Annotated in this window: 21 protein-coding genes; 10 read left to right on the top strand and 11 right to left on the bottom strand. The window is 71.5% G+C overall.

What is annotated here, in order from left to right:
* Window positions 1–26 precede the first annotated feature (26 nt).
* The 3 genes from SJY07_RS15090 to SJY07_RS15080 all read right to left on the bottom strand — a co-directional run bounded on the left by SJY07_RS15090 (window position 27) and on the right by SJY07_RS15080 (window position 1,678).
* Window positions 27–167: a hypothetical protein gene (locus SJY07_RS15090; protein WP_328293433.1), complete on the bottom strand. Its 141-nt coding sequence runs from the start codon at window positions 165–167 to the stop codon at window positions 27–29.
* Between the two features lie 183 nt (window positions 168–350).
* A complete protein-coding gene (locus SJY07_RS15085; RefSeq protein WP_380160207.1) occupies window positions 351–806 on the bottom strand; it encodes a hypothetical protein in 456 nt (151 codons plus the stop codon).
* On the bottom strand, window positions 803–1,678 hold the full coding sequence (locus tag SJY07_RS15080) for an RNA polymerase sigma factor (RefSeq protein WP_380160205.1): 876 nt from the start codon (window positions 1,676–1,678) through the stop codon (window positions 803–805). Before SJY07_RS15080 ends, SJY07_RS15085 begins: the two co-directional genes overlap by 4 nt.
* A gap of 206 nt (window positions 1,679–1,884) precedes the next feature.
* Here SJY07_RS15080 and SJY07_RS15075 point away from each other — a divergent pair, with 206 nt between their 5' ends.
* Both SJY07_RS15075 and SJY07_RS15070 read left to right on the top strand, forming a co-directional pair.
* On the top strand, window positions 1,885–2,109 hold the full coding sequence (locus tag SJY07_RS15075; RefSeq protein ID WP_328293436.1) for a hypothetical protein: 225 nt from the start codon (window positions 1,885–1,887) through the stop codon (window positions 2,107–2,109).
* On the top strand, window positions 2,106–2,453 hold the full coding sequence (locus SJY07_RS15070; protein WP_380160203.1) for an STAS domain-containing protein: 348 nt from the start codon (window positions 2,106–2,108) through the stop codon (window positions 2,451–2,453). The genes SJY07_RS15075 and SJY07_RS15070 overlap by 4 nt, the downstream gene beginning before the upstream one ends.
* Before the next feature lie 33 nt (window positions 2,454–2,486).
* On the opposite strand, the gene SJY07_RS15065 is transcribed toward SJY07_RS15070, so the two are convergent.
* Window positions 2,487–3,368 carry a TIGR03620 family F420-dependent LLM class oxidoreductase gene (locus SJY07_RS15065; protein WP_380160201.1) on the bottom strand — a complete coding sequence of 294 codons (882 nt, stop codon included), beginning with the start codon at window positions 3,366–3,368 and terminating at the stop codon, window positions 2,487–2,489.
* A gap of 159 nt (window positions 3,369–3,527) precedes the next feature.
* Between SJY07_RS15065 and SJY07_RS15060 the strand changes: the two genes are divergently transcribed.
* The 3 genes from SJY07_RS15060 (at window position 3,528) to SJY07_RS15050 (ending at window position 7,776) form a co-directional block, all read left to right on the top strand.
* The gene (locus SJY07_RS15060) at window positions 3,528–5,768 is read left to right on the top strand and encodes a putative bifunctional diguanylate cyclase/phosphodiesterase (RefSeq protein ID WP_380160199.1); all 2,241 of its coding nucleotides are present in this window, start codon (window positions 3,528–3,530) and stop codon (window positions 5,766–5,768) included.
* Window positions 5,769–5,852: 84 nt separating this feature from the next.
* Window positions 5,853–7,319, top strand: a complete 1,467-nt coding sequence (locus SJY07_RS15055) for a gamma-aminobutyraldehyde dehydrogenase (protein WP_380160197.1) — start codon at window positions 5,853–5,855, stop codon at window positions 7,317–7,319.
* A gap of 100 nt (window positions 7,320–7,419) precedes the next feature.
* Entirely contained in the window at window positions 7,420–7,776 is a 357-nt protein-coding gene (locus SJY07_RS15050) for a DUF3817 domain-containing protein (RefSeq protein WP_380160195.1), read from the top strand.
* Here the strand turns inward: SJY07_RS15050 and SJY07_RS15045 are convergent.
* Window positions 7,721–8,716: a reverse transcriptase family protein gene (locus tag SJY07_RS15045; protein WP_380160193.1), complete on the bottom strand. Its 996-nt coding sequence runs from the start codon at window positions 8,714–8,716 to the stop codon at window positions 7,721–7,723. The two genes, SJY07_RS15050 and SJY07_RS15045, sit on opposite strands and share 56 nt — an antisense overlap.
* A 536-nt stretch (window positions 8,717–9,252) precedes the next feature.
* Complete coding sequence (locus tag SJY07_RS15040; RefSeq protein WP_328293443.1) at window positions 9,253–9,441, bottom strand: hypothetical protein; 189 nt, start codon at window positions 9,439–9,441, stop codon at window positions 9,253–9,255.
* Between the two features lie 79 nt (window positions 9,442–9,520).
* Between SJY07_RS15040 and SJY07_RS15035 the strand changes: the two genes are divergently transcribed.
* The 3 genes from SJY07_RS15035 (at window position 9,521) to SJY07_RS15025 (ending at window position 13,033) form a co-directional block, all read left to right on the top strand.
* Complete coding sequence (locus tag SJY07_RS15035; protein WP_380160192.1) at window positions 9,521–11,032, top strand: ATP-dependent DNA ligase; 1,512 nt, start codon at window positions 9,521–9,523, stop codon at window positions 11,030–11,032.
* A 68-nt stretch (window positions 11,033–11,100) separates the two neighbouring features.
* Entirely contained in the window at window positions 11,101–11,538 is a 438-nt protein-coding gene (locus SJY07_RS15030) for a MarR family transcriptional regulator (protein ID WP_328293445.1), read from the top strand.
* A 70-nt stretch (window positions 11,539–11,608) separates the two neighbouring features.
* Window positions 11,609–13,033, top strand: coding sequence for an MATE family efflux transporter (locus SJY07_RS15025; RefSeq protein ID WP_328293446.1), 1,425 nt, complete (start codon window positions 11,609–11,611; stop codon window positions 13,031–13,033).
* 3 nt (window positions 13,034–13,036) lie between these two features.
* Here SJY07_RS15025 and SJY07_RS15020 read toward each other — a convergent pair whose 3' ends face one another.
* A complete protein-coding gene (locus SJY07_RS15020) occupies window positions 13,037–13,618 on the bottom strand; it encodes a nuclease (RefSeq protein ID WP_328293447.1) in 582 nt (193 codons plus the stop codon).
* Window positions 13,619–13,748: 130 nt separating this feature from the next.
* Between SJY07_RS15020 and SJY07_RS15015 the strand changes: the two genes are divergently transcribed.
* Entirely contained in the window at window positions 13,749–14,390 is a 642-nt protein-coding gene (locus SJY07_RS15015) for a TetR family transcriptional regulator (RefSeq protein ID WP_328293448.1), read from the top strand.
* Window positions 14,391–14,394: 4 nt separating this feature from the next.
* On the opposite strand, the gene SJY07_RS15010 is transcribed toward SJY07_RS15015, so the two are convergent.
* Window positions 14,395–15,171: an SDR family NAD(P)-dependent oxidoreductase gene (locus SJY07_RS15010; protein WP_380160190.1), complete on the bottom strand. Its 777-nt coding sequence runs from the start codon at window positions 15,169–15,171 to the stop codon at window positions 14,395–14,397.
* A gap of 42 nt (window positions 15,172–15,213) precedes the next feature.
* Between SJY07_RS15010 and SJY07_RS15005 the strand changes: the two genes are divergently transcribed.
* On the top strand, window positions 15,214–15,504 hold the full coding sequence (locus tag SJY07_RS15005) for a DUF1905 domain-containing protein (protein WP_328293450.1): 291 nt from the start codon (window positions 15,214–15,216) through the stop codon (window positions 15,502–15,504).
* 447 nt (window positions 15,505–15,951) lie between these two features.
* On the opposite strand, the gene SJY07_RS15000 is transcribed toward SJY07_RS15005, so the two are convergent.
* The 3 genes from SJY07_RS15000 to SJY07_RS14990 form a co-directional block, all read right to left on the bottom strand.
* Window positions 15,952–16,995 carry a helix-turn-helix domain-containing protein gene (locus tag SJY07_RS15000; RefSeq protein ID WP_380160188.1) on the bottom strand — a complete coding sequence of 348 codons (1,044 nt, stop codon included), beginning with the start codon at window positions 16,993–16,995 and terminating at the stop codon, window positions 15,952–15,954.
* On the bottom strand, window positions 16,992–17,759 hold the full coding sequence (locus SJY07_RS14995) for a hypothetical protein (RefSeq protein WP_380160186.1): 768 nt from the start codon (window positions 17,757–17,759) through the stop codon (window positions 16,992–16,994). Before SJY07_RS14995 ends, SJY07_RS15000 begins: the two co-directional genes overlap by 4 nt.
* Window positions 17,760–18,049: 290 nt before the next feature.
* Window positions 18,050–18,448: a hypothetical protein gene (locus SJY07_RS14990; RefSeq protein ID WP_380160184.1), complete on the bottom strand. Its 399-nt coding sequence runs from the start codon at window positions 18,446–18,448 to the stop codon at window positions 18,050–18,052.
* Window positions 18,449–18,537 lie beyond the last annotated feature (89 nt).

Here is an 18,537-nt window from a genome sequence, read left to right as displayed (position 1 = left end):
ACCGGTGCTGCGCGGCGGCACCGGTCTCAGCGCTTGGTGCCCTTGACGCTGTCGCTGACCGCGTCGGAGGCGCTGCGCGACGCGCTCTTGGCCTTCTTGTCGACGCGCTTCTCCTTGAGGGACTTGCCGGTCTTCTTCGCACTGGTGTTGCGGGGCGACTTGTCCATGGTGCGTCTCCTGTCCACCCGGGGGCCGGGTGTTCGCCGCGGACGGCGGGGTACCGCGTGGCCGTCGACTCCAGCCGTGCGCCCTCCTGCTCGGGCCGGGTGACGTACGGGGCTCAGCGCCTCGTGCGGTTCTCGCACAGTACGCGTCCCGGACACCGGCGCCCACCGCCCGGGAAGCCGTGCTCAGAGCATCCGCGGGTCGCGGTGGACGTCCTCGACGTGGACGTGGGTGTGGATCCGGGCGATCTCCGGGGCGAGGACCCCGAGGACCTCCTGCAGCTCCACCAGGGCCCGGGTCCGCACCGCGTCGGCGAGGGTCACCAGGTGCGCTCCGTAGGCGGCGACGAGCCGGATCGTGACCGAGACGAGGACGTCCGACCCGTCCGTCTCGCAGGTGATGTCCGAGGCCGCGGCCTGCGGTTCCGCGTCGACGCTGCGTCGCAGCAGGGCGACGAGCGCGTCCGCGGCGACGAAGAAGTCACCGGCGCCGTGACGACCGCGGACCGGCGCGGAGGGCCGGAAGCTCCGCAGGGCGCGGTCGAGCAGGTCGTCGCGCAGCGCCACCCAGCCGTTCTCGGTGTGCCGGCGGATCAGCCGGGCGCCGAGGTCCTGGAACTCCACCCGGGTTTCGCCGCTCACCGCCAGTCCTCCAACGTGCTCGCGAGGGTCGTCCGCGCGCGGGCGAGGAGGCCCCGGACGACGGTGGGGCCGACGTCCAGGACGATCGCGATCTCCGCGTAGCTCAAACCCTCGACCTCCTTGAGCAGCCAGGCCGAACGTTGCCGCTCGGGGAGCAGGGTCAGCGCGACGTCGACGGCTTCGAGCAACCCGGACTCCACGCTGGTCCGGGCGGGATCGTCTCGCAGGTCCGCGATCCGGTCCAGCACCTCGGCGGGGTCGACGTAGGGCAGCGAGCCGGACTCCGGGACGCGCCGGCCGTGGGCGAAGACCTGTCGCCGGGCGATGGTGAACAGCCAGGTCCGGACGCTGGCCTGACCACGGAACCCGCGCAGGCCCTTCCAGGCCGCGATCAGCGTCTCCTGCAGGCAGTCCTCGACGGCACCGCGGTCGCGCAGCATCCTCGACACGTGGCGGTGCAGCCCCGGGCCGTGCCGGTCGACGAGGACGGCGAAGGCCGCCTTGTCACCGAGCCCGGCCCGGCGGGCCAGTGCCTCGTCGGGCACGCCCTCCAGGTCCCACCCGGACAGGGCCTCGCCCCCGGGTCCACCACTCGTCACGTCCTGCGGTCCTTCCACCGGTCCCCCTCCTGCGGCAGCACGTCCTCCCCCGACCCCGGCGCCCGGGGGTCGGCCGTGCGGAGGCGGGGCACCCGCCCCGATCACCACCGCCTCCGCGAGCAGGTCGGGGCCGACGAGCCGGGCACCGTGCTCCTTCGTGCCCTTGACCTCCTTGGTCCCCCACCGGGGTGAGGTCCCGCGGAGCGCACCGGCGTCGAGGACGACGAGAGGTTCCGCGGACTCTCCGGGTCGAGCTGTGGGAACCATCGCCATGCCTCTTCGTGCGCCGGGAACGACTGCGTCGAGGAATGGGACCACCTCCGGAGCCCACGAGCCAGTTGAACTCTTGACTACTAGAAGACCCAGGGAAGTGACGCACGTCACGGTCTCGACGGCGTGACGAACGAGGGGTTCGAGCACTCACAACGTCGACCGGGGTCGTGATCCGCCCCGGGTGCGGCTTCGAAAGGACGACGACGATGTGGGTTCTGCTCTCGCAGGGACTGCGCCGCTGGGTGATCGCCTCCGTGGCGGTACCCCTGGGGATCAGGACGATGGGGGCGATCGCCGGGAGGCTCGAACGTTCCGAGGGCCCGACCGCGTTGTCCCGGGGTCTGCGGGGGGCGTCGGCGTTGGCCGGCCGTCGCAACCGCGCCTCCACGAAGCGGGCTGCGGGCCGTCGTCGGGGGGTCGGCGGCCGGTGAGCTCACGCCCGGACACCACCAGCCCCGGCGACGCGGTGGGCACCCTCCTCGTCGACCCCGTCACGCGGTGCACGACGATCGCTCTGCGCGGCGAGGTGGACGCAGGCCTGGAGGGGGAACTCTCCGCCCTGTGCTCCCGCGTCGTCCTGGACGGGGCCGAGGCCGAGCACGTCGTCGTGGTCGACCTCGGGGCGGTCACGTTCATGGACTCCTCGGGCATCGCCTTCCTGGTGAGGCTCACCCAGCGCATCGCGCCCCGCCGACCGCGCCTGCGGCACGCCCCGGACCAGGTCCGCTTCCTGCTGGACGTCACCGGGATCGGGTCCATCCTCGACGTGGACTGAACGCGCTGCGGTGTTCAGGGGCGGCCGGTGACCTCAGCCGGCGAAGGCCTCCGCGAGCAGGCGGAACTGCTCGCGGGGGAAGTCCCCGCCGCCACCGAGCACCTGCACGGGGACCTCGTCGGCCCCGGCCGCGAACTGCTCCTCGAGGCGCGCGGCGACCTGCTCGACCGTGCCCCAGGGGATGAGGGCGTCGATGGCCCGGTCGCTGCCGCCGTCCAGGAGGTCCGCGTCGCCCCAGCCGAACCTGCGCAGGTTGTTCGTGTAGTTCGGCAGGGCCAGGTACACCGCCGCGTACTCGCGGGCGATCGCCCGCGCCCTCGACGGGTCGGTCTCCAGCACGACGGCCACCTCCGGGGCCAGCAACGACTCGGGGCCGAGGGCCTCGCGCGCCGACACCGTGTGCTCGACGGTCGTGAAGTACGGGTGGGCCCCGGCCGTCCGGGTCCGCGCCAGGTCCAGCATCTTCGGGCCGAGCGCCGCCAGGACCCGCCGGTCCGCGGGGACCGACGGCGACAGCGCGTCGAGCTGGTCGAGGTACTCCACCGTCCGGGTGAACGGCTTCTCGTAGGCCCGCCCCTGCCCCTCGACGGCGGGGGCGTGGGAGTTCCCGAGCCCCAGCAGGAACCGTCCCGGGTGGTCGCGCTCGAGGTCCGCGAACGCCGCGGCGGACTGCGCCGGGGTGGCCGTCCAGATGCTCACGATGCCGCTCGCGACGCCCAGCGAGGTGGTCGCCGACAGCAGTTCACCGAACGCGGGGAGGATCCCCGGTGCGAAGCCGCCGGAGAACCACAGCCGTGCGAACCCCAGCTCCTCGACCTCCGCGGCGACCTCGCGGGCCTCCGCCACGCGGGTCGGGTCCTGCCAGGGGCCGCCGCCCCAGAGGCTCAGCCGGCGGGGGGTCGTGGGTGTGCTCATGTCGGCGCCAACCCCGGGCCCCCCACGGGGTGTTCCCGTCACCCACCGTGTCCACCACCGGGAGTGCACCCCCGATCGGGCGAATGAGTCGGACCCGGGACCCGCCGATACGTCAAGTGGTCCCGGGCCTCTGGGAGCGAGGACGTCCAAGGGGAGCCGATGTCGAAGCGAGCCGCCGCGGTGCTGGCCGTCCTGGGCCTCCTCGGTCTCGCCGTGGCGTTCCTGCCCGACGCGACGGGTCCCGGACCGGCCGATCTCGTCGTCGCCTTCGTCCACGCCGCCGCCCTGCTCGTGACCGCGCTGGGGGTGCGCCGGCACCGGCCGATCCTGCCGCAGGCCTGGGCGGCCGTCCTCGCCCTGGTGACGACCGGCCTCGTCGCCGCCGTCGCCGCCGTCCTGCGCCCGGGCGACCTCGGGGTCGCCCGCTGGGGAGTCGTCGGCGTCCAGGTCGTGGGCCTCGCCCTGGTGCCGTTCGTCGTCCGGACGCTGCGCCGCGAAGGGTCGTCCCGCACGACCTGGCCGGACGTCCTCCTCACCCTCTGCGGCGGCGGACTCGTCGTCGTGCAGGTCCTCGGGATGCTGCACGAGACCGGACTCGGCGACGAACCGGCGGTCCTCATCGGCACGGCCGCCGACGTCGTCCTCGTCGTCGTCCTGCTGCGCATCCTCTCGACCCGCACCGGCATGGCCCCGGCCACCGCGCTCGTGCTGTCGGCCTCCGGTGGGCTGCTCGCGATCGCCTCGTTGGTGACCGCCCGCGGCGACCTGCTCGGCCAGGCGCGCGTCCTGCCCGCGCTGGAGTGCCTCGCCATGGTGCTGCTCGCCACCGCCGCTTCGCACCCGAGCATGCGCCACTTCGGCACCCCCCACGCCGGCGGCACCCTGCGCCGCGACGGGCAGCGCCTGCTCACCGTCGTCCCGGTCTTCCTCGCCGTGCCCGTGCTGTGGGGCCTCGGCAACCTGCACGTCCTCCCCGACGTCGCGGTCCAGGTGGTCGCGCCCAGCGGCTACGTCCTCGCCTGCGCCGGCGTCGCCCTCGCCTCGCTCGCGGTGCGCCGCGCCGAACGCAGCGCCGACCGCGACCCCCTCACCGACCTGGTCAACCGCCGGGGTCTGCCCAACGCCACCCGCGAGCTGCAGCAGCGCCTGCGCGGCGAGGACCTGCACCTGTGCCTGGTCGACCTCGACGACTTCAAGCAGATCAACGACACCCGCGGCCACGCCGTCGGCGACGCCCTGCTCGTCGAGGTCTCGCACCGGCTGCAGCGGGCCGTGGGGGTGCGCGGCGTCGTCTCGCGCACCGGTGGCGACGAGTTCATCGTCGTCTGCTGGACCGCACCCGACGACGAGGAGGGGCCGGCCGACCTGATGCTCACGGCCCTCGACGCACCCTTCGAGTTCAGCGGGCTGCCGTACCAGGTCAGCGCCAGCATCGGCATCGCACCGCTCCCCGCCGGGGTGACCCTCGAGGTCGCGCTCGTCGACGCCGACATCGCGATGTACGCGGCGAAGCAGGCCGGCAAGGGCCGCGCCCAGGTCTACCGGCCCGAACTGCGCGAACGGGTCCTCGGCGGGCTCACCATGCAGCAGGAACTCCGCCGGTTGCTGCTGCACGACGGGTCCCCCGCGGACGTCGGCGAACTGGTCGTCGTGCACCAGCCGATCGTCGAACTCGGTGAGGGGTCGTCGGTCCGCATCGTGGGGGTCGAGGCGCTCGTCCGCTGGCGCCACCCGCGTGCGGGGCTCCTCGTGCCCGACGAGTTCCTCCACCACGCCGAGGCGGCCGGTCTCGGGGCCCGCCTCGACGAGCACGTCGCGACGCGCGCGGTGCGCCACCTCGCGCAGTGGGACGCCCTCGGCGTCCCGCCGCTGCACCTCGCCGTGAACCTCGGGGTCGGCAGCCTGCACCGCCACGGCCTCGCCCGGTGGATGACCACCCTGGCCGCCGCGCACGGCATCGCCCCCGAGCGGATCCACCTCGAGATCACCGAGCACGAGGAACTCCCCGACGACCCCCGCATCGCGGAGTCGTTGCGCGAGACCGTCGCCGCGGGGTTCCAGCTCGACCTCGACGACTTCGGCATCGGCTACACCTCGCTGTCCTACATGCGCCGGTTCCCGATCTCGACCGTGAAGCTCGACCGTTCGCTGACGACGCTGGTGACCAGTGGGGACACGTCGCTGCTCGAGGGCATCGCGGCCCTGTGCCGGGCGATGGACCTGCGGATCCTCGCCGAAGGCGTCGAACGCTCCGAGCAGCTGGGACCGTTGCTGGCCCTCGGCGTCCACCGCGCCCAGGGTCACTGGTTCGGGAGCGCCATGGCGGCCGACGACGTCCCCGGTCTCGTGCAGCGCACGCACGCCGAGGACGGCCAGGAGAGCGACGGCGTCCTGATCTGACGGATCCGTCCCCGACCCGCTCTTCCGCGCGATCCGTCGATCAGGCAGTCTGGCGCCCACGAATCCGCACCAGAGGAGCCTCCCGTGGACGACTTCCAGTACATCGACGGATCCCGCAGGACCGGCAACGGGCAGCAGCTCGTCGTCGAGGACCCCGCCACCGGTGCGGTGATCGCCACGGGCGCCGCCGCGACCGCGGCCGACGTGGCCGAAGCCGTCGCATCCTCGGAGCGGGCCTTCACCGGGTGGTCGCGCAGCACCCCGGCGGCCCGGGCCGAGGTCCTCGCGACGGCGGCCCGACTGCTGGCGGAACGGAGCGAGGAGTTCGCCGCCGCCGAGACCGCGCAGACCGGCAAGACGCTGCGGATGTCGCGCGAGTTCGACGTCCCCGGCAGCGTCGACAACACGGTGTTCTTCGCCGGCGCCGCCCGGGTGCTGGAGGGCAGGGCGGCCGGCGAGTACGACGGCGACCACACCTCCTACGTGCGCCGCGAACCCCTCGGCGTGATCGGGTCGATCGCCCCGTGGAACTACCCGCTGCAGATGGCCGCGTGGAAGGTCCTGCCGGCGCTCGCCGCGGGCAACAGCGTCGTCCTGAAACCCGCCGAGAACACCCCGCTGACGACCCTGCTGTTCGCCGAGGTCTTCAGCGCGGCAGGCCTTCCCGACGGGGTCTTCAACGTCGTCACCGGGACCGGGCCGGAGGCCGGGGAGGCCCTGGTCGGCGACCCGCGGGTCGCCATGAGCTCGTTCACCGGTTCCACCGCGGTGGGGCGACGGGTCATGGAGGTGGCCTCGCGCACCGGGAAGCGCGTCCACCTCGAACTCGGCGGCAAGGCCCCGTTCGTCGTGTTCGACGACGCCGACCTCGAGGCCGCCGCCCAGGGAGCGGTCGCGGCCTCCCTCGTCAACGCGGGCCAGGACTGCACCGCGGCCACCCGCGCCTACGTGCAGCGGCCGTTGTTCGACGACTTCGTGGCCCGGACCGCGGAACTCATGGCCGGGGTCCGCGTCGGGTCCCCGACGGACCCCGCCACCGACATGGGCTCCCTCGTCCACGTCCGCCAGCGCGACAAGGTCGCCGGGATGGTCGAGCGGGCCGTCGACGCGGGCGCGAAGGTCGTGACCGGGGGCCACGCGCCGTCCGGTCCGGGCGCGTTCTACTCCCCCACGCTGCTGGTGGACGCGGCGCAGGACTCCGAGATCGTGCAGGAGGAGGTGTTCGGTCCGGTGCTGGTCGCCCTGCCCTTCGACACCGACGACGAGGGCCTCGCCCTCGCCAACGACACACCCTTCGGGCTGGCGGCCTCGGCCTGGACGCAGAACGTCTACCGCTCGATGCGGGCCAGTGCGGAACTGCGCGCCGGGTGCGTGTGGATCAACGACCACATCCCGATCATCAGCGAGATGCCGCACGGTGGGGTGAAGGCGTCGGGCTTCGGCAAGGACATGTCCACCTACTCCCTCGACGAGTACACGGCCGTGAAGCACGTGATGTTCGACCGCACCGGCACCGCCCGCAAGGAGTGGCACCGGACCGTCTTCTCCTGACCGTGCCGCTCGGGGTGAGGGATCACACACCGGGGGCGGCCCGGGGGTCTCCGACGGGGCGTCAGACTGGGGGGACGACCCCGCCAGGAGGAGGACCCCCATGACGTCCGGGCCGCTCGCCGCCCGTTGGTTCCGCGTGATCGCGACCTTCGAGGCGATCTCGTGGACCGCGCTGCTCGTCGCGGTGTTCCTGAAGCGCGTCGTCGACGCCCCGCACGAGGGGGGTGTCCCGGTGGTCGGGATGATCCACGGCGTGGGTTTCGTGGTCTACCTGGTGTCCACGGTGTGGGCCGCCCGCCGGTTGGGGTGGAGCCTCCGGGTGACGCTCGTCGGCCTCGCCGCGAGCATCCCGCCGCTGTGCACACTGGTGTTCGAACGCTGGCTCGTCCGGCACGGCCTGCTCACCACGGGATCCGCTCGAAGCTCCGACGCAGTCGGTTCCCCTTCGCGGGGTTGACGAACTCGACCCGGCTGACGCGCCCCTCCAGGTGGGCGCGGAAGTCGGGGTGCGCGGCCCGGTTCTGCGACGCCGGGCCGTGCACGACGCAGTTGTGCAGGACGGCCTTCAACCGGTCGAACTCGTCGCGCGGGACGTTCGGGTGGTCGTTGACGACGAGCCCGGTCACCAGTTGCCGGGCGCCCCGGCCGCGGGTGCGGGTCTTCGCCGGGTTCAGGACGAAACCCTCGTCGGCGACGATGCGGCTCACCGAACGCGCCAACGCCGCCGGGTCGAGCCCGGTCGTGGAGGAGAACGTCAGGTCGTCGGCGTAGCGGGTGAACGTCGCCCCGACCGCGCGCGCCAACCCGTCCAACCGCCGGTCCACCGCGTGCGCGCAGAGGTTCGCCAACGCGGGCGAGGTCGGCGCCCCCTGCGGGAGGTGCGCTTCGGAGAGGTTGCGCCGCAATCGGAACCGCGCGTCAGCGGCCCCGCCGTCGGGCATCGTGCGCAGGACGGTCAACGGGGTCACGTGGGTCGTGAGTCCGGTGAGGACGTGGGCGACGGGTTCGGCGTAGCCCATCAGCCGGAACCTGCCGTAGACCCGCGACGCCGGGACGCAGGCGAAGAAACCCTCCAGGTCGAACCGCACGACCGTGCGGGCCTGGACGTGGTCCCACGCCCCGGTCAGCGCGGACCGTCCGGGGACGAACCCGTGGGCGACGTCGTGGGCGGGCACCCGGTCGAGGACCTCGCGCAGGACCCGCCTCTGCAGGTGCTTCAGCCGGGGTTTCGGCGCCTCCAGCAGCCGCGGGACGCCGCGTTTCGCGGTCCACGCGGACCGGTAGTGGTGCAGCGCCCAGCCGGCGGTCCGGACCTGGTAGCGCCGCAGGTCCGAGGTGTTCCGGTTCGACCTCGAGGAACTCCGCGACGTCGAGGACGGTGTGCAGTTCGGGGACACCGAACCGGTTGCCGCGCATGCGGGTCGTCCCGACCGCCAGGTGCGCCATCCGCAGCGGGGCCCCGCGCCTCGCGGCGGCGCGCTTCGCGCTCCCGTACGCGGTGCTGCGCAGGATGCAGGCGTGGAGTTCCCGCGGCGCGTCGTGCGGCGGCCGGTGGAACTGCGCGAGGACCGCGGCGGCGACCTTCGCGACCCATCCCGCCCTCGGCGACCCGACGGCGGCCCGACCGCGGTGCGTGAGGCCCTCGGGGGTCCAGGGTCCGTCGAGGAACGCGGCCGCCAGGGCGACGACGACGGCATCGGCGGAACGGTCGGTCATGCGTGCGCGCGGTGGTGCCGGGCGACCGGTCCTGTGCTGCGGGGACGAGGGCGCGCGGAGCGCGCTGACGTCCCTGCGACGTCGTGCCGAACCTCTCGTGCTGTCCCCGGGGTGACCCCGGAGCTGCTCGACCGGCGTCGGTGCACCGACGCTCGACGAGCCCTCTCGCCCCGGCACCACCGCACCCGGACACGATCACACACGGCCGGGCGTCCTGTCAGTCCCTCGGGTCCCGCCCCCGGTCGGCGTCGCGGTGGCCGTCCCGCACGCCGGCGCGCACGACCCGGTAGACGAGGTAGACCACCACCGCCAGCACGATCAGCCCCAGGAGCGGGAAGGCGATGAGGACGGCCGGGTGGTCGACCAGGTTGCGGAACACGTGCACCTCCGGGGTGGGCAAGATCACCGACCCTGCCACGGATCGGTGCGGACCGGAAGGCACCCTCGGGAGGGCCGTCCCGCGGGGCCGAGGGCAGGATGATCCCGTGCTGCTCGCCGACGTCGTCGCCACCTCGACCACCGTCGCCGCCACCCGCTCGCGGACGGCGAAGGTCGCCGCTCTCGCCGACCTGCTGGGACGGCTGGATCGCGACGACACCGACCGGGCCGCCGTGGTCGCCTCCTACCTCGGGGGCAGCCTGCGCCAGCGCAGGACGGGTCTGGGGTGGCGCGGGCTCAGCGCTCTCCCCGATCCGGCCGAGGCGGCGTCGCTGACCGTCGACGACGTGCACCACCGCTTCGAGGGCATCTCGGCCCTGGGCGGGGCCGGTTCCGCGGCGAAGCGTGCCGCCGCCGTGGACGACCTCTTCGCCCGGGCGACCGCCGACGAGCAGCGCTGGCTCCGGGGCGTCGTGACCGGGGAACTGCGCCAGGGGGCGCTGGACGCGCTGGTCCAGGACGCCGCGGCGGTCGTCGCCGGAGTTCCCGGACCGGACGTGCGGCGTGCGGCGATGCTGGCGGGTTCGACCGTCGACGCCGTCGTCGCCGCCCTGCACGGCGGTGCCGGGGAACTCGCCGGTTTCCGGCTGCACGTCGGCCGGCCCCTGCTGCCGATGCTCGCCTCGAGCGCGACGTCGGTCGCCGAAGCGGTCGGGGGTCTCACCGGCGAGGTGGCGGTGGACACCAAGCTGGACGGCATCCGGATCCAGGTGCACCGCGGTCCCGAGGGGATCCGGATCGCGACCAGGACGTTGGACGACATCACCACCCGGTTGCCGGAGATCGTCGAGATCGTCCGGGAACTCCCCGCGCGCGAGTTCGTGCTCGACGGCGAGGCCCTCGCCCTCGACGACGACGGCCGGCCGAAGGCGTTCCAGGACACCGCGTCCCGGACCGCTCAGACGTCGGGGACGATCGTCACCCCGTACTTCTTCGACGTGCTGCACCTCGACGGCGTCGACCTCCTCGACGTCCCGCTGCGCGAGCGGCTCGACGCCCTCGACGGTCTCGTCCCGCCACGCTGGCGGGTTCCCCGCCTGGTGACCGCCGATGCGGAGGCGGCGAGCGGGTTCGCGGACGACGTCGTCGCCGCCGGTCACGAGGGTGTCGTGGTGAAGGACCTGGGCTCCCGCTACGCGGCGGGTCGCCGCGGGGGCGCCTGGGTGAAGGTGAAACCCGTCCACACCCTCGACCTCGTGGTGCTGGCCGTCGAGAAGGGTTCCGGCCGCCGCTCGGGGTGGCTCTCGAACATCCACCTCGGTGCCCGCGACCCGGAGACCGGCGGTTTCGTCATGCTGGGCAAGACGTTCAAGGGCATGACCGACGAGATGCTCAGCTGGCAGACCGCCCGGTTCCGGGAACTGCAGACGGACGACCAGGGGTACGTCGTGACCGTCCGCCCCGAGCAGGTCGTCGAGATCGCCTTCGACGGCCTGCAGCGCTCGACGCGCTACCCCGGCGGGGTGGCCCTGCGCTTCGCTCGGGTGGTCCGCTACCGCGACGACAAGACGGCGGACGAGGCCGACACCCTGGAGACGGTCCTGAAGCTCGCGCGCTGACCGGCGAGGAGGTGGTCCGATCAGTTCGAGGGTTGACGGTTAGAGCTCTAACAGTTAGCGTTCTGACCATGGACGCACCCGAGCTCACCAGCACCCTCGACCTGGTCCGCTGGATCGGGTGGGCTCAGCGCAAGGCGGGCGAGGACTGGATCCGCTCCCGCGAGGTCAGCCGCGAACAGGCCTTCGTGCTCGGCTACCTCACCCAGAACCCCGGGGCGATCCAGCGCGACCTCGCGGAGATCACCCGGACCAGTGCCGCGAGCGTCTCGAGCCTGCTCAAGGGACTCGAGGCCCGCGGTCTCGTCGAGCGACGCACGGCGCCCGGCGACGAACGCAGCAAGCGCGCCTTCGTCACCCCGGCCGGCTCCGAGGTGATCGCGGGCTTCGACACCGCCATGGCCGCGGCCGACGAGACGATCCTCGCCCCGCTCGACCCGGCCGAGCGGGACGCCCTGCACGCCCTGCTCGCCAAGATCACCGCCGACCTGGAACGTCCCTCCCGCTAGTCCCCCACCTCCTGCGACGCGCCCACCCCGGTCGGCGTGCGCTCCACCCTGCCCGGAAACGGAGCCCGCCGTGAACCCACCCGACACCTCCCCGGAGGTGGGCACCAACCGCTGGTACCTCACCTCCGCCCCGATCGTCAGCGCGCTCCTGCACCTGTGCGTGCCGATGGCCGCCGCGCTGATCGTCGGCGCGCTCTACAACGTCGTGAACGCCGGTTTCATCGGTGCCCAGCACGACACCGCCCTGCTCGCCGCGGTCACCCTCGGATCGCCGATCCTCGGTCTGGTCATGGCCGTCGGGAACGTCTTCGGCGTCGGCGGCGGGACGCTCGTGTCCCGCCTGCTCGGTGCGGCCGAGAACGATCCCACCCAGGCCGCCGGGATCAGGCGCGCGTCGTCCTTCGCCCTCTGGGGTTCCGTCGTCGTCGGGATCGTCGTCGCCGTCCTCGGACTGCTGCTGCTGCACCCTCTGGTGACCCTGCTCGGCGCCGACGCGACCGCCCTGCACGCGACGCGTGAGTTCGTGGCCGTCCTGCTCGCGTTCGTTCCCGTGCTCGCCGCGGCGATGTGCCTGGAACAACTCGTCCGGGCCGAGGGCGCCTCCCGCACCGTCATGGTGGGGCTCATCGCCTCGACCGTCGCGAACGTCGCCTTCGACGCCCTGTTCATCCTCGTCCTGCACCGGGGCGTGGCCGGGGCCGCCCTCGCGACCGGCCTCGCGAACCTCGTCACGGTCGTGTACTTCGCGATCTGGCTCACCCGCAACAGCGACCACGTCAGCCTCGCCCCGAAGTGGTTCACCCTCGCCGGTGACGTCGTGAGACCCGTTCTGGGGGTGGGGGTCGGGGAACTCCTGCAGGCGGCGTTCCTCATCGTCACGTCGCTGGTCCTGAACAACCTCGCCGCGAACTACGGTGACGGCCCACTGGCCGCCATGGGCGTCGCGGTCCGCATCGCCCAGGTGCCGGAGTTCCTCGTCATGGGCGTCACCCTCGGCGTCCTGCCGTTGCTCGCCCACTCCTTCGGCCGGGGCGACCGGAACCGGTTGTTCGCGGCGGTGCGGGGTTCCGCGGTGACGGTCGGCGGGATCGCGCTGGTCTTCGCGGTGACGGTGTTCGTCCTGCGCGACCAGGTGTTCTCCGCGTTCGTGTCCGACCGCTCGGTCCTCTCGATCGGCGCCACGATCATCACCGCCCAGCTGGTCGCGATGGTCGCCAACGGGTTCACCGGGCTCATCACGTCGCTGTTCCAGGCGACGGGCAAGGCCGTGCCCGCGACGGTCATGTCGCTGACGCAGGGCGTCCTGTTCGTCCCGACCGTGATCCTGTTCCACGTCTGGTTCGGGCTGAGCGGGATCGTCTGGGCGCTGACCGTCACCGAGATCGCGGTGCTGCTGGCCGGGGTCGTGCTGTGGTTCGTGTTCCGCGCCTCGATCGAGCGCGGCCTCGCCGAGGGCAGCCCGGAACGGGCCGAGGCCGACCTCGACGAGGGGTGAACCTCAGAGGTAGCGCAACGGGTCGAAGTCCGCGAGGGGGATGATCCGGACCCGCGGCAGCACGACGTTGAACGCGCGGACGTCGTCCTCGAGGTCGAAGACCTTCAGCCCGCGCTCGTGCAGCCCGGCGTACTGGGAGTTCATGAACTCCCGGAACCCGACCATCCCGACGAGGCGGTCGCCGGTGAGCAGCCGGTCGATCTGGGGCAGGAAGTCGACGTCGTGGCTGCCGAGCAGCACGTCGCCGTCGCGGTCGACGAGGGCATCCAGCGTGCGCTGGATGCCGATGTCGACGACCTTCTCGCCCGGGCCGCCGGCCAGCGGGATCGGCTGGTAGCCCAGCGCCAGCAGGGCCTGCACGAAGGACATCGGCAGGTGCCCGGAGGAGGCGTTGAGGAAGAACAGACCCTTGGCGGGCTGCTGGAACGTGGTGCGGGCGAAGTCCATCAGCCGCTCCCAGCGCGGCCGCTGCTCCGGGGCCGGCCGTCCCTCGAGGATCGACGCACCCAGCGTCGCGTCGATGTTCTCGCCGTCGACGACCACGTAGGTCGTCCGCTCCGCCGCACCGGTCGTCACAGTCACCACGGTGCGAGGTTATGGCATCGACGGCTCCCGCGGTCCCGAGCGTGGTCGACACCTGTCGGTGACCGCCCGTCCGGTGGACAGCTCCCCCGGAGTGGCTCTGGGCGCAGGTGCTTGTGGCACGCTGTCGGACGTGAGTGAGCAACAGGTGGAGACCCCCGCCCCACGCCGCGGACGCCCTCCGGCCTCCTCCCGCGAGGAGATCGAGACCGTCGCGGTGGAGTTGTTCCTGCGCAAGGGTTTCGAGGAGACGACCCTGGCGGAGATCACCGCCGGGGCCGGAGTGAGCAAGACGAGCTTCTTCCGGTACTTCCCCTCGAAAGCCTCGATCGTCTGGTGGCGCTTCGACGAGTACACCGAAGGTTTCGCCGGGCTGCTCGACGAGGCGGCCGCCCGCGAGGACGCGACCCTCGACCTCGTCCGGGGGGCCGTCCTCGGCGCCCTGTACCGGGTGATCGACGGCCAGGGCATGTGGATGCAGCGCTTCCGGGTCATCGACGAGTCCACCGAACTGCGTTCCGGGGAGTCGGAGCAGTGGGCGCACTGGCGCGAGCACGTCGCCTCGTTCGTGGCCCGCCGCCACGACCTGGCCGTCCTCGACATCGCCCCGCAGGCCGTCGCGGGGGCCGTGCACGCGGCCTACCTCTCGGTGCTGCGCCGCTGGCTGGCCGTCGAGCACCCCACCGAGGAGCTGGTGCCCGAGCTCGACCGGGACCTGCAGCCGCTCTGCACCGTCCTGCAGGGGTGGCTGGACGGGACCGCGACGCCGTCCTGAGGACTCACAGGATCGTGTAGCCCCCGTCGACGACCAGGGTCTGACCGACGACGTAGCTCGAGGCCGAGCTCGCGAGGAACGCCACGGCGTTCGCGACGTCCTCGGGTCGGCCGAGGTCGCCGGCGGGGATGCGGGAGCGCCACTCCGCGACGCGGTCGGGCAGGTTCTCCACGTCCCAGCGGGTCATCTCGGTCCGGACGTAGCCCGGCGAGACGGCGTTGACCCGCACCCCGAACCCGATCCACTCCAGCGCGAGCGAGCGCATCAGGGACTCGACCGCGGCCTTCGACGCGTTGTAGGCGCTCTGGCGCTGCGGGACGTTGACGATCCGTCCGGAGATCGACCCCACGACGACGACGCTGCCGCCCCGGCCGGCGTCCCGGCACGTCCGCGCGAAGGCCTGGGCCACGAGCAGCGTCCCCGTCACGTTGACGGCCATGACCTGCTCGAGCCGTTCCCGGGTGACGTCGAAGGCGTCGTCGTTGCCGGGGATCCCGGCCGCCGTCACCAGCACCGTCGCGACACCGAGGGTGGCGCTCACCTCGGCGACCGCGGCCGTCACGGCGTCGGGGTCGGTGATGTCGACCGCCACCCCGAGGGCGGCGACCCCGTGCTCGGTCGCGAGACGCGCCGCCGCGTCGGCCACCTCGGGACGCAGGTCCAGCAGCGCCACCGACGCCCCCGACCGCGCCAGCCGCTGCGCGCACGCGAAGCCGATGCCGCGTCCCCCGCCGGTGACGATCGCCACGCGACCCGCCAGGTCCCCCAGGAAGTCCTCCACACCCCGATCCTGCCGGAACTCCCGGTCGGGGAGGATGCGGGCATGGAGTTCGGGTTCTCGGCGCGGTCGAGGCGGTGGGAGGCGCGGACGGAGCTGTGGGTGTTCGTGAGCCTGCCGGGAGAGCTGAGCGAGGAGGTCCGGGACGTCCCGCGACCGCGGTCCGGTTTCGGCGCCGTCCCCGTCCGGGTCACCTGCGGCCGCTCCACGTGGACGACGTCGATCTTCCCCGGCGTCACCGAGACCTACGTGCTGCCCGTGAAGAAGGCCGTCCGCACGAAGGAGGGGCTCGAGCTCGACGACCTGGCCGAGTTCCGCCTGGAAGTGCTGGGCTAACGGCGTTCCAGCAGCGTGACGACCTCGACGTGCTGGGTCTGCGGGCACAGGTTCACCCCCTCCAGGGAGTGGACATGGGCCGCGTCCGAATGGGTTGCCTGCCGAGCTGGGTGCCTGCCTCGTGCCCCGTGCGTCCGCCGCTTCTCCCAGGCACCCAAGACGCTGGTGCGGCGGCCCGGGGACAGGTGTGCCTACCGCTGGATGGGAGTGGCCGGTTGTCGCTGCACCTCGTACAGCGGGGCTCTCCCTCCTGCACCAGCAACGACGCGGCCGTGTGCGAGCACGTGTGCGGCAGCCGATACCGGCCCTCGACGAACGCCACATGCTCGTCGAGGTTCACGACGAGATGTTCAAGGGATTGGACACGCGCGTCGACGGCAATCCCGTCAGGGCCGATGCCGAGGGCGCCCCCACCTGATCACGTCGGATGGGGACGCACCTCTGTACTCAGACTGCCTGCAGCCGTGTCCGTGGCTGCACGAAGGGCCGGGCTCCCTCGTGCCCACGGGCACCGGTCAACTGCCCGATCTTGTCGTCACTGAGCCCAGCTTCGCGGAGGCGGTCTCCTATGGATGCCACCAGCGCTGGCTGTTCATCGGGAAGACGATCCGCTCCAGGTTCTTGTCGCTTCCAGCCTCGCGCATTCATCATCTTGAAGAATTGGGTCTGATCTTCACGGGTGGCCAACTTGAGTGCAACAGCCCTCATGAACAGGGCCTGCATGGAAACACCCCACTCCACCTTCAACTCGAGCAGGCGCGGGATTGACTGGTTCCTCAGTGGCGATTTGATCAGGTGCTCGGGCATCAGGAACTCGCCAGCGAAAGCATCGGCTTGCTTCTCCATGTCCTCATCAACGTACTGGGAATGCAGTACGAGGTGGCCCAGTTCGTGCGCCAAAGTCCATCTGCGGCGATCAGTCGGAAGACCCTCGTTGATGAGTACGACAGGGTTCGCTGCCGCCCACTGACACGCCCCATCGATGCGCTGAGTCCCGAAGTCCTGCTGCATCACGAGGATGCCAGCGGCCTCCAGCCATCGGGTGAGGTTGCGAACAGGGCCTATCGGCATCCGCCACTGAGCTCTGACCATTCTGGCTGCTTGTTCGGGCGCTGTATCGATCGGGTCGAACGATGGAACCTGATTCTCAGCATCGATGGACACCCGCGCCAGGAGAAACGCCGAACGCATGCGAAGCATGTTCAGTTGCGCCTCGAGACGTTTCCAGTCCGACGCCTTGACCGTCTTCTGTCGACGCATGTGAGCATCGGCCGCGATAGCACCCTGCAGTTTGAACGGGTGCTTGAGGAACGGCACGGAAACTCCGAGGGCGGCGCCGAGTTTCTCAAGCATCGCTTCGTCGGGCTCCCGTTCGTTGTGCTCGTAGCGTGAGAGCGTGGCTTGCGTCACACCCAACTGCTCGCACAGGTCGTCCTGCGTCAATCCAAGCGCCCTGCGAACCGTGAGGATGACGTCGCCGGTCTGCCTCATGATCCAGTCGCCTCCCCGTCTTCTTCGCCAGTCTCGTCCAGGATGTCGCTGAGGTCGATCGAGGGCAGCTGCGGGTCGATCGAGTTCCAGGTGATACCAGCGGTGCCAGCGACGGGCGGGTTCAACGTGATCGCCCAGAGAGGGTTGTCCTTGCCGTCGCGAAAGGACAGTACGGTGTCGCCGATCTGCCGCAGTTCGGCGTCCCACAGGTACCCCATCGCCAGGCTGACGAGTTCGAGACCGGGCAACGTCACCCGGTTCGTCCAGTAAGCAAGTGCGCCCTCGGTGGCGTAGGTGGCGATCTTGTCGCCAGGACGGTGCCGCTTGAAGCGAACGGTGTAGCGACCGTGACATTCGATCTCGCGTCGAGGTTCCTTGTCGACGATCTGCAGGCCGGGCAGGTCGTCGACGCGCTGGACCATCTCCGCCCACATGCGCTCGTGGATGAAGTTTCCCAGGAATCGCTCAGTGAAGGTCGGGAACCAGCTCGAGCGCCAGCCCCGGAAATCCTGAAGATCGTCGCGAGTGACGCCCATCGCCTCCAGGAAGGCCTGAACGAACTTGTCTCCGAGGTCGGCCAGCACCTCATCGGGACCCGGGTGCGAATTCATACCAGAAAAAATACCACCCAGCGCCCTGTCGAACAAGCGTTCGTAGGCCGCCGCGAGCGCAAGGTGTTGAGCTTCGGCGCTGTCCGCGGCCGGCCGGCGTCGGCTCGACTGGATCGGCAGGTCGTCGTCTCCGAACCACTGCGTGGCGAGCAAGCCCTCAGTGTCGAGGTAGCGGTAGGCGGTTCAGACTCCACTCCTCCTCGAGGGAGCCACGGTCGAACTCGCTGCTGACGAAGCTCTGGACCTGTGGGTGCCGCGCCGGGGTGGCCGGCCCGGAGACTTTGCCGCGGTCGACGCCGTTGACGAACTCGATGATCTGCTCCTCGCCCAGATCGTTCCTGGCGCCAGCCTGCAGGGCCCGGACGCGTCCTCGCGGGATGAACGCGTTGAACGCACTGATCCGACGATGCCGGTGGCCGATCCGTGTTGCGCACCGTGGAGACCTACCGCGTCACGTTCCAGCAGCCCCTGAGGGCCGGCCTCACCGCGCCTCCGTCGTCATCGAGGCCGTCGACGACCAGGCCGCGAGGGCGTAGGTGGAGGCGACGTGATCCCGGGACGAGGTCGTCGCCGTGCACGGGGTCGGCCCGCAGGACGGGACGCAGTGGCGGGTGCGGGTGAAGCTGAAGGTCAGAAGCCTCCTGCGTCGCCCACGCCACCGCCACCGAGGTTGAGGACGGGTCTTCCCCGCCGTGTCCGCGACCACGTAGGAAGATCAGGCGCAGGCTGCCGCCGATGATGATGGTGGTGGTGGTGTCGAGGATGCCCGTGAAGGCCAGCAGCAGCGCGATCAGGCTGATGCCGTCGACAGTCCAGTACCAGATCGTCGAGACGGCCAGCACGACCAGGCTGATGACGATGAGGCGGTTGCAGAACCATCTTGACCAATCGCCGAGAGTCAGAGGCGATGGTGAAAGCGCGAGTACGTGTG

Origin of the sequence: Kineococcus sp. R86509 (genome assembly GCF_042466365.1) — a bacterium.
In the GTDB taxonomy this organism is placed as follows: domain Bacteria; phylum Actinomycetota; class Actinomycetes; order Actinomycetales; family Kineococcaceae; genus Kineococcus.
Note: the sequence above shows the minus strand (reverse complement) of the source record. Positions and strands in the feature narration are given on the sequence as shown.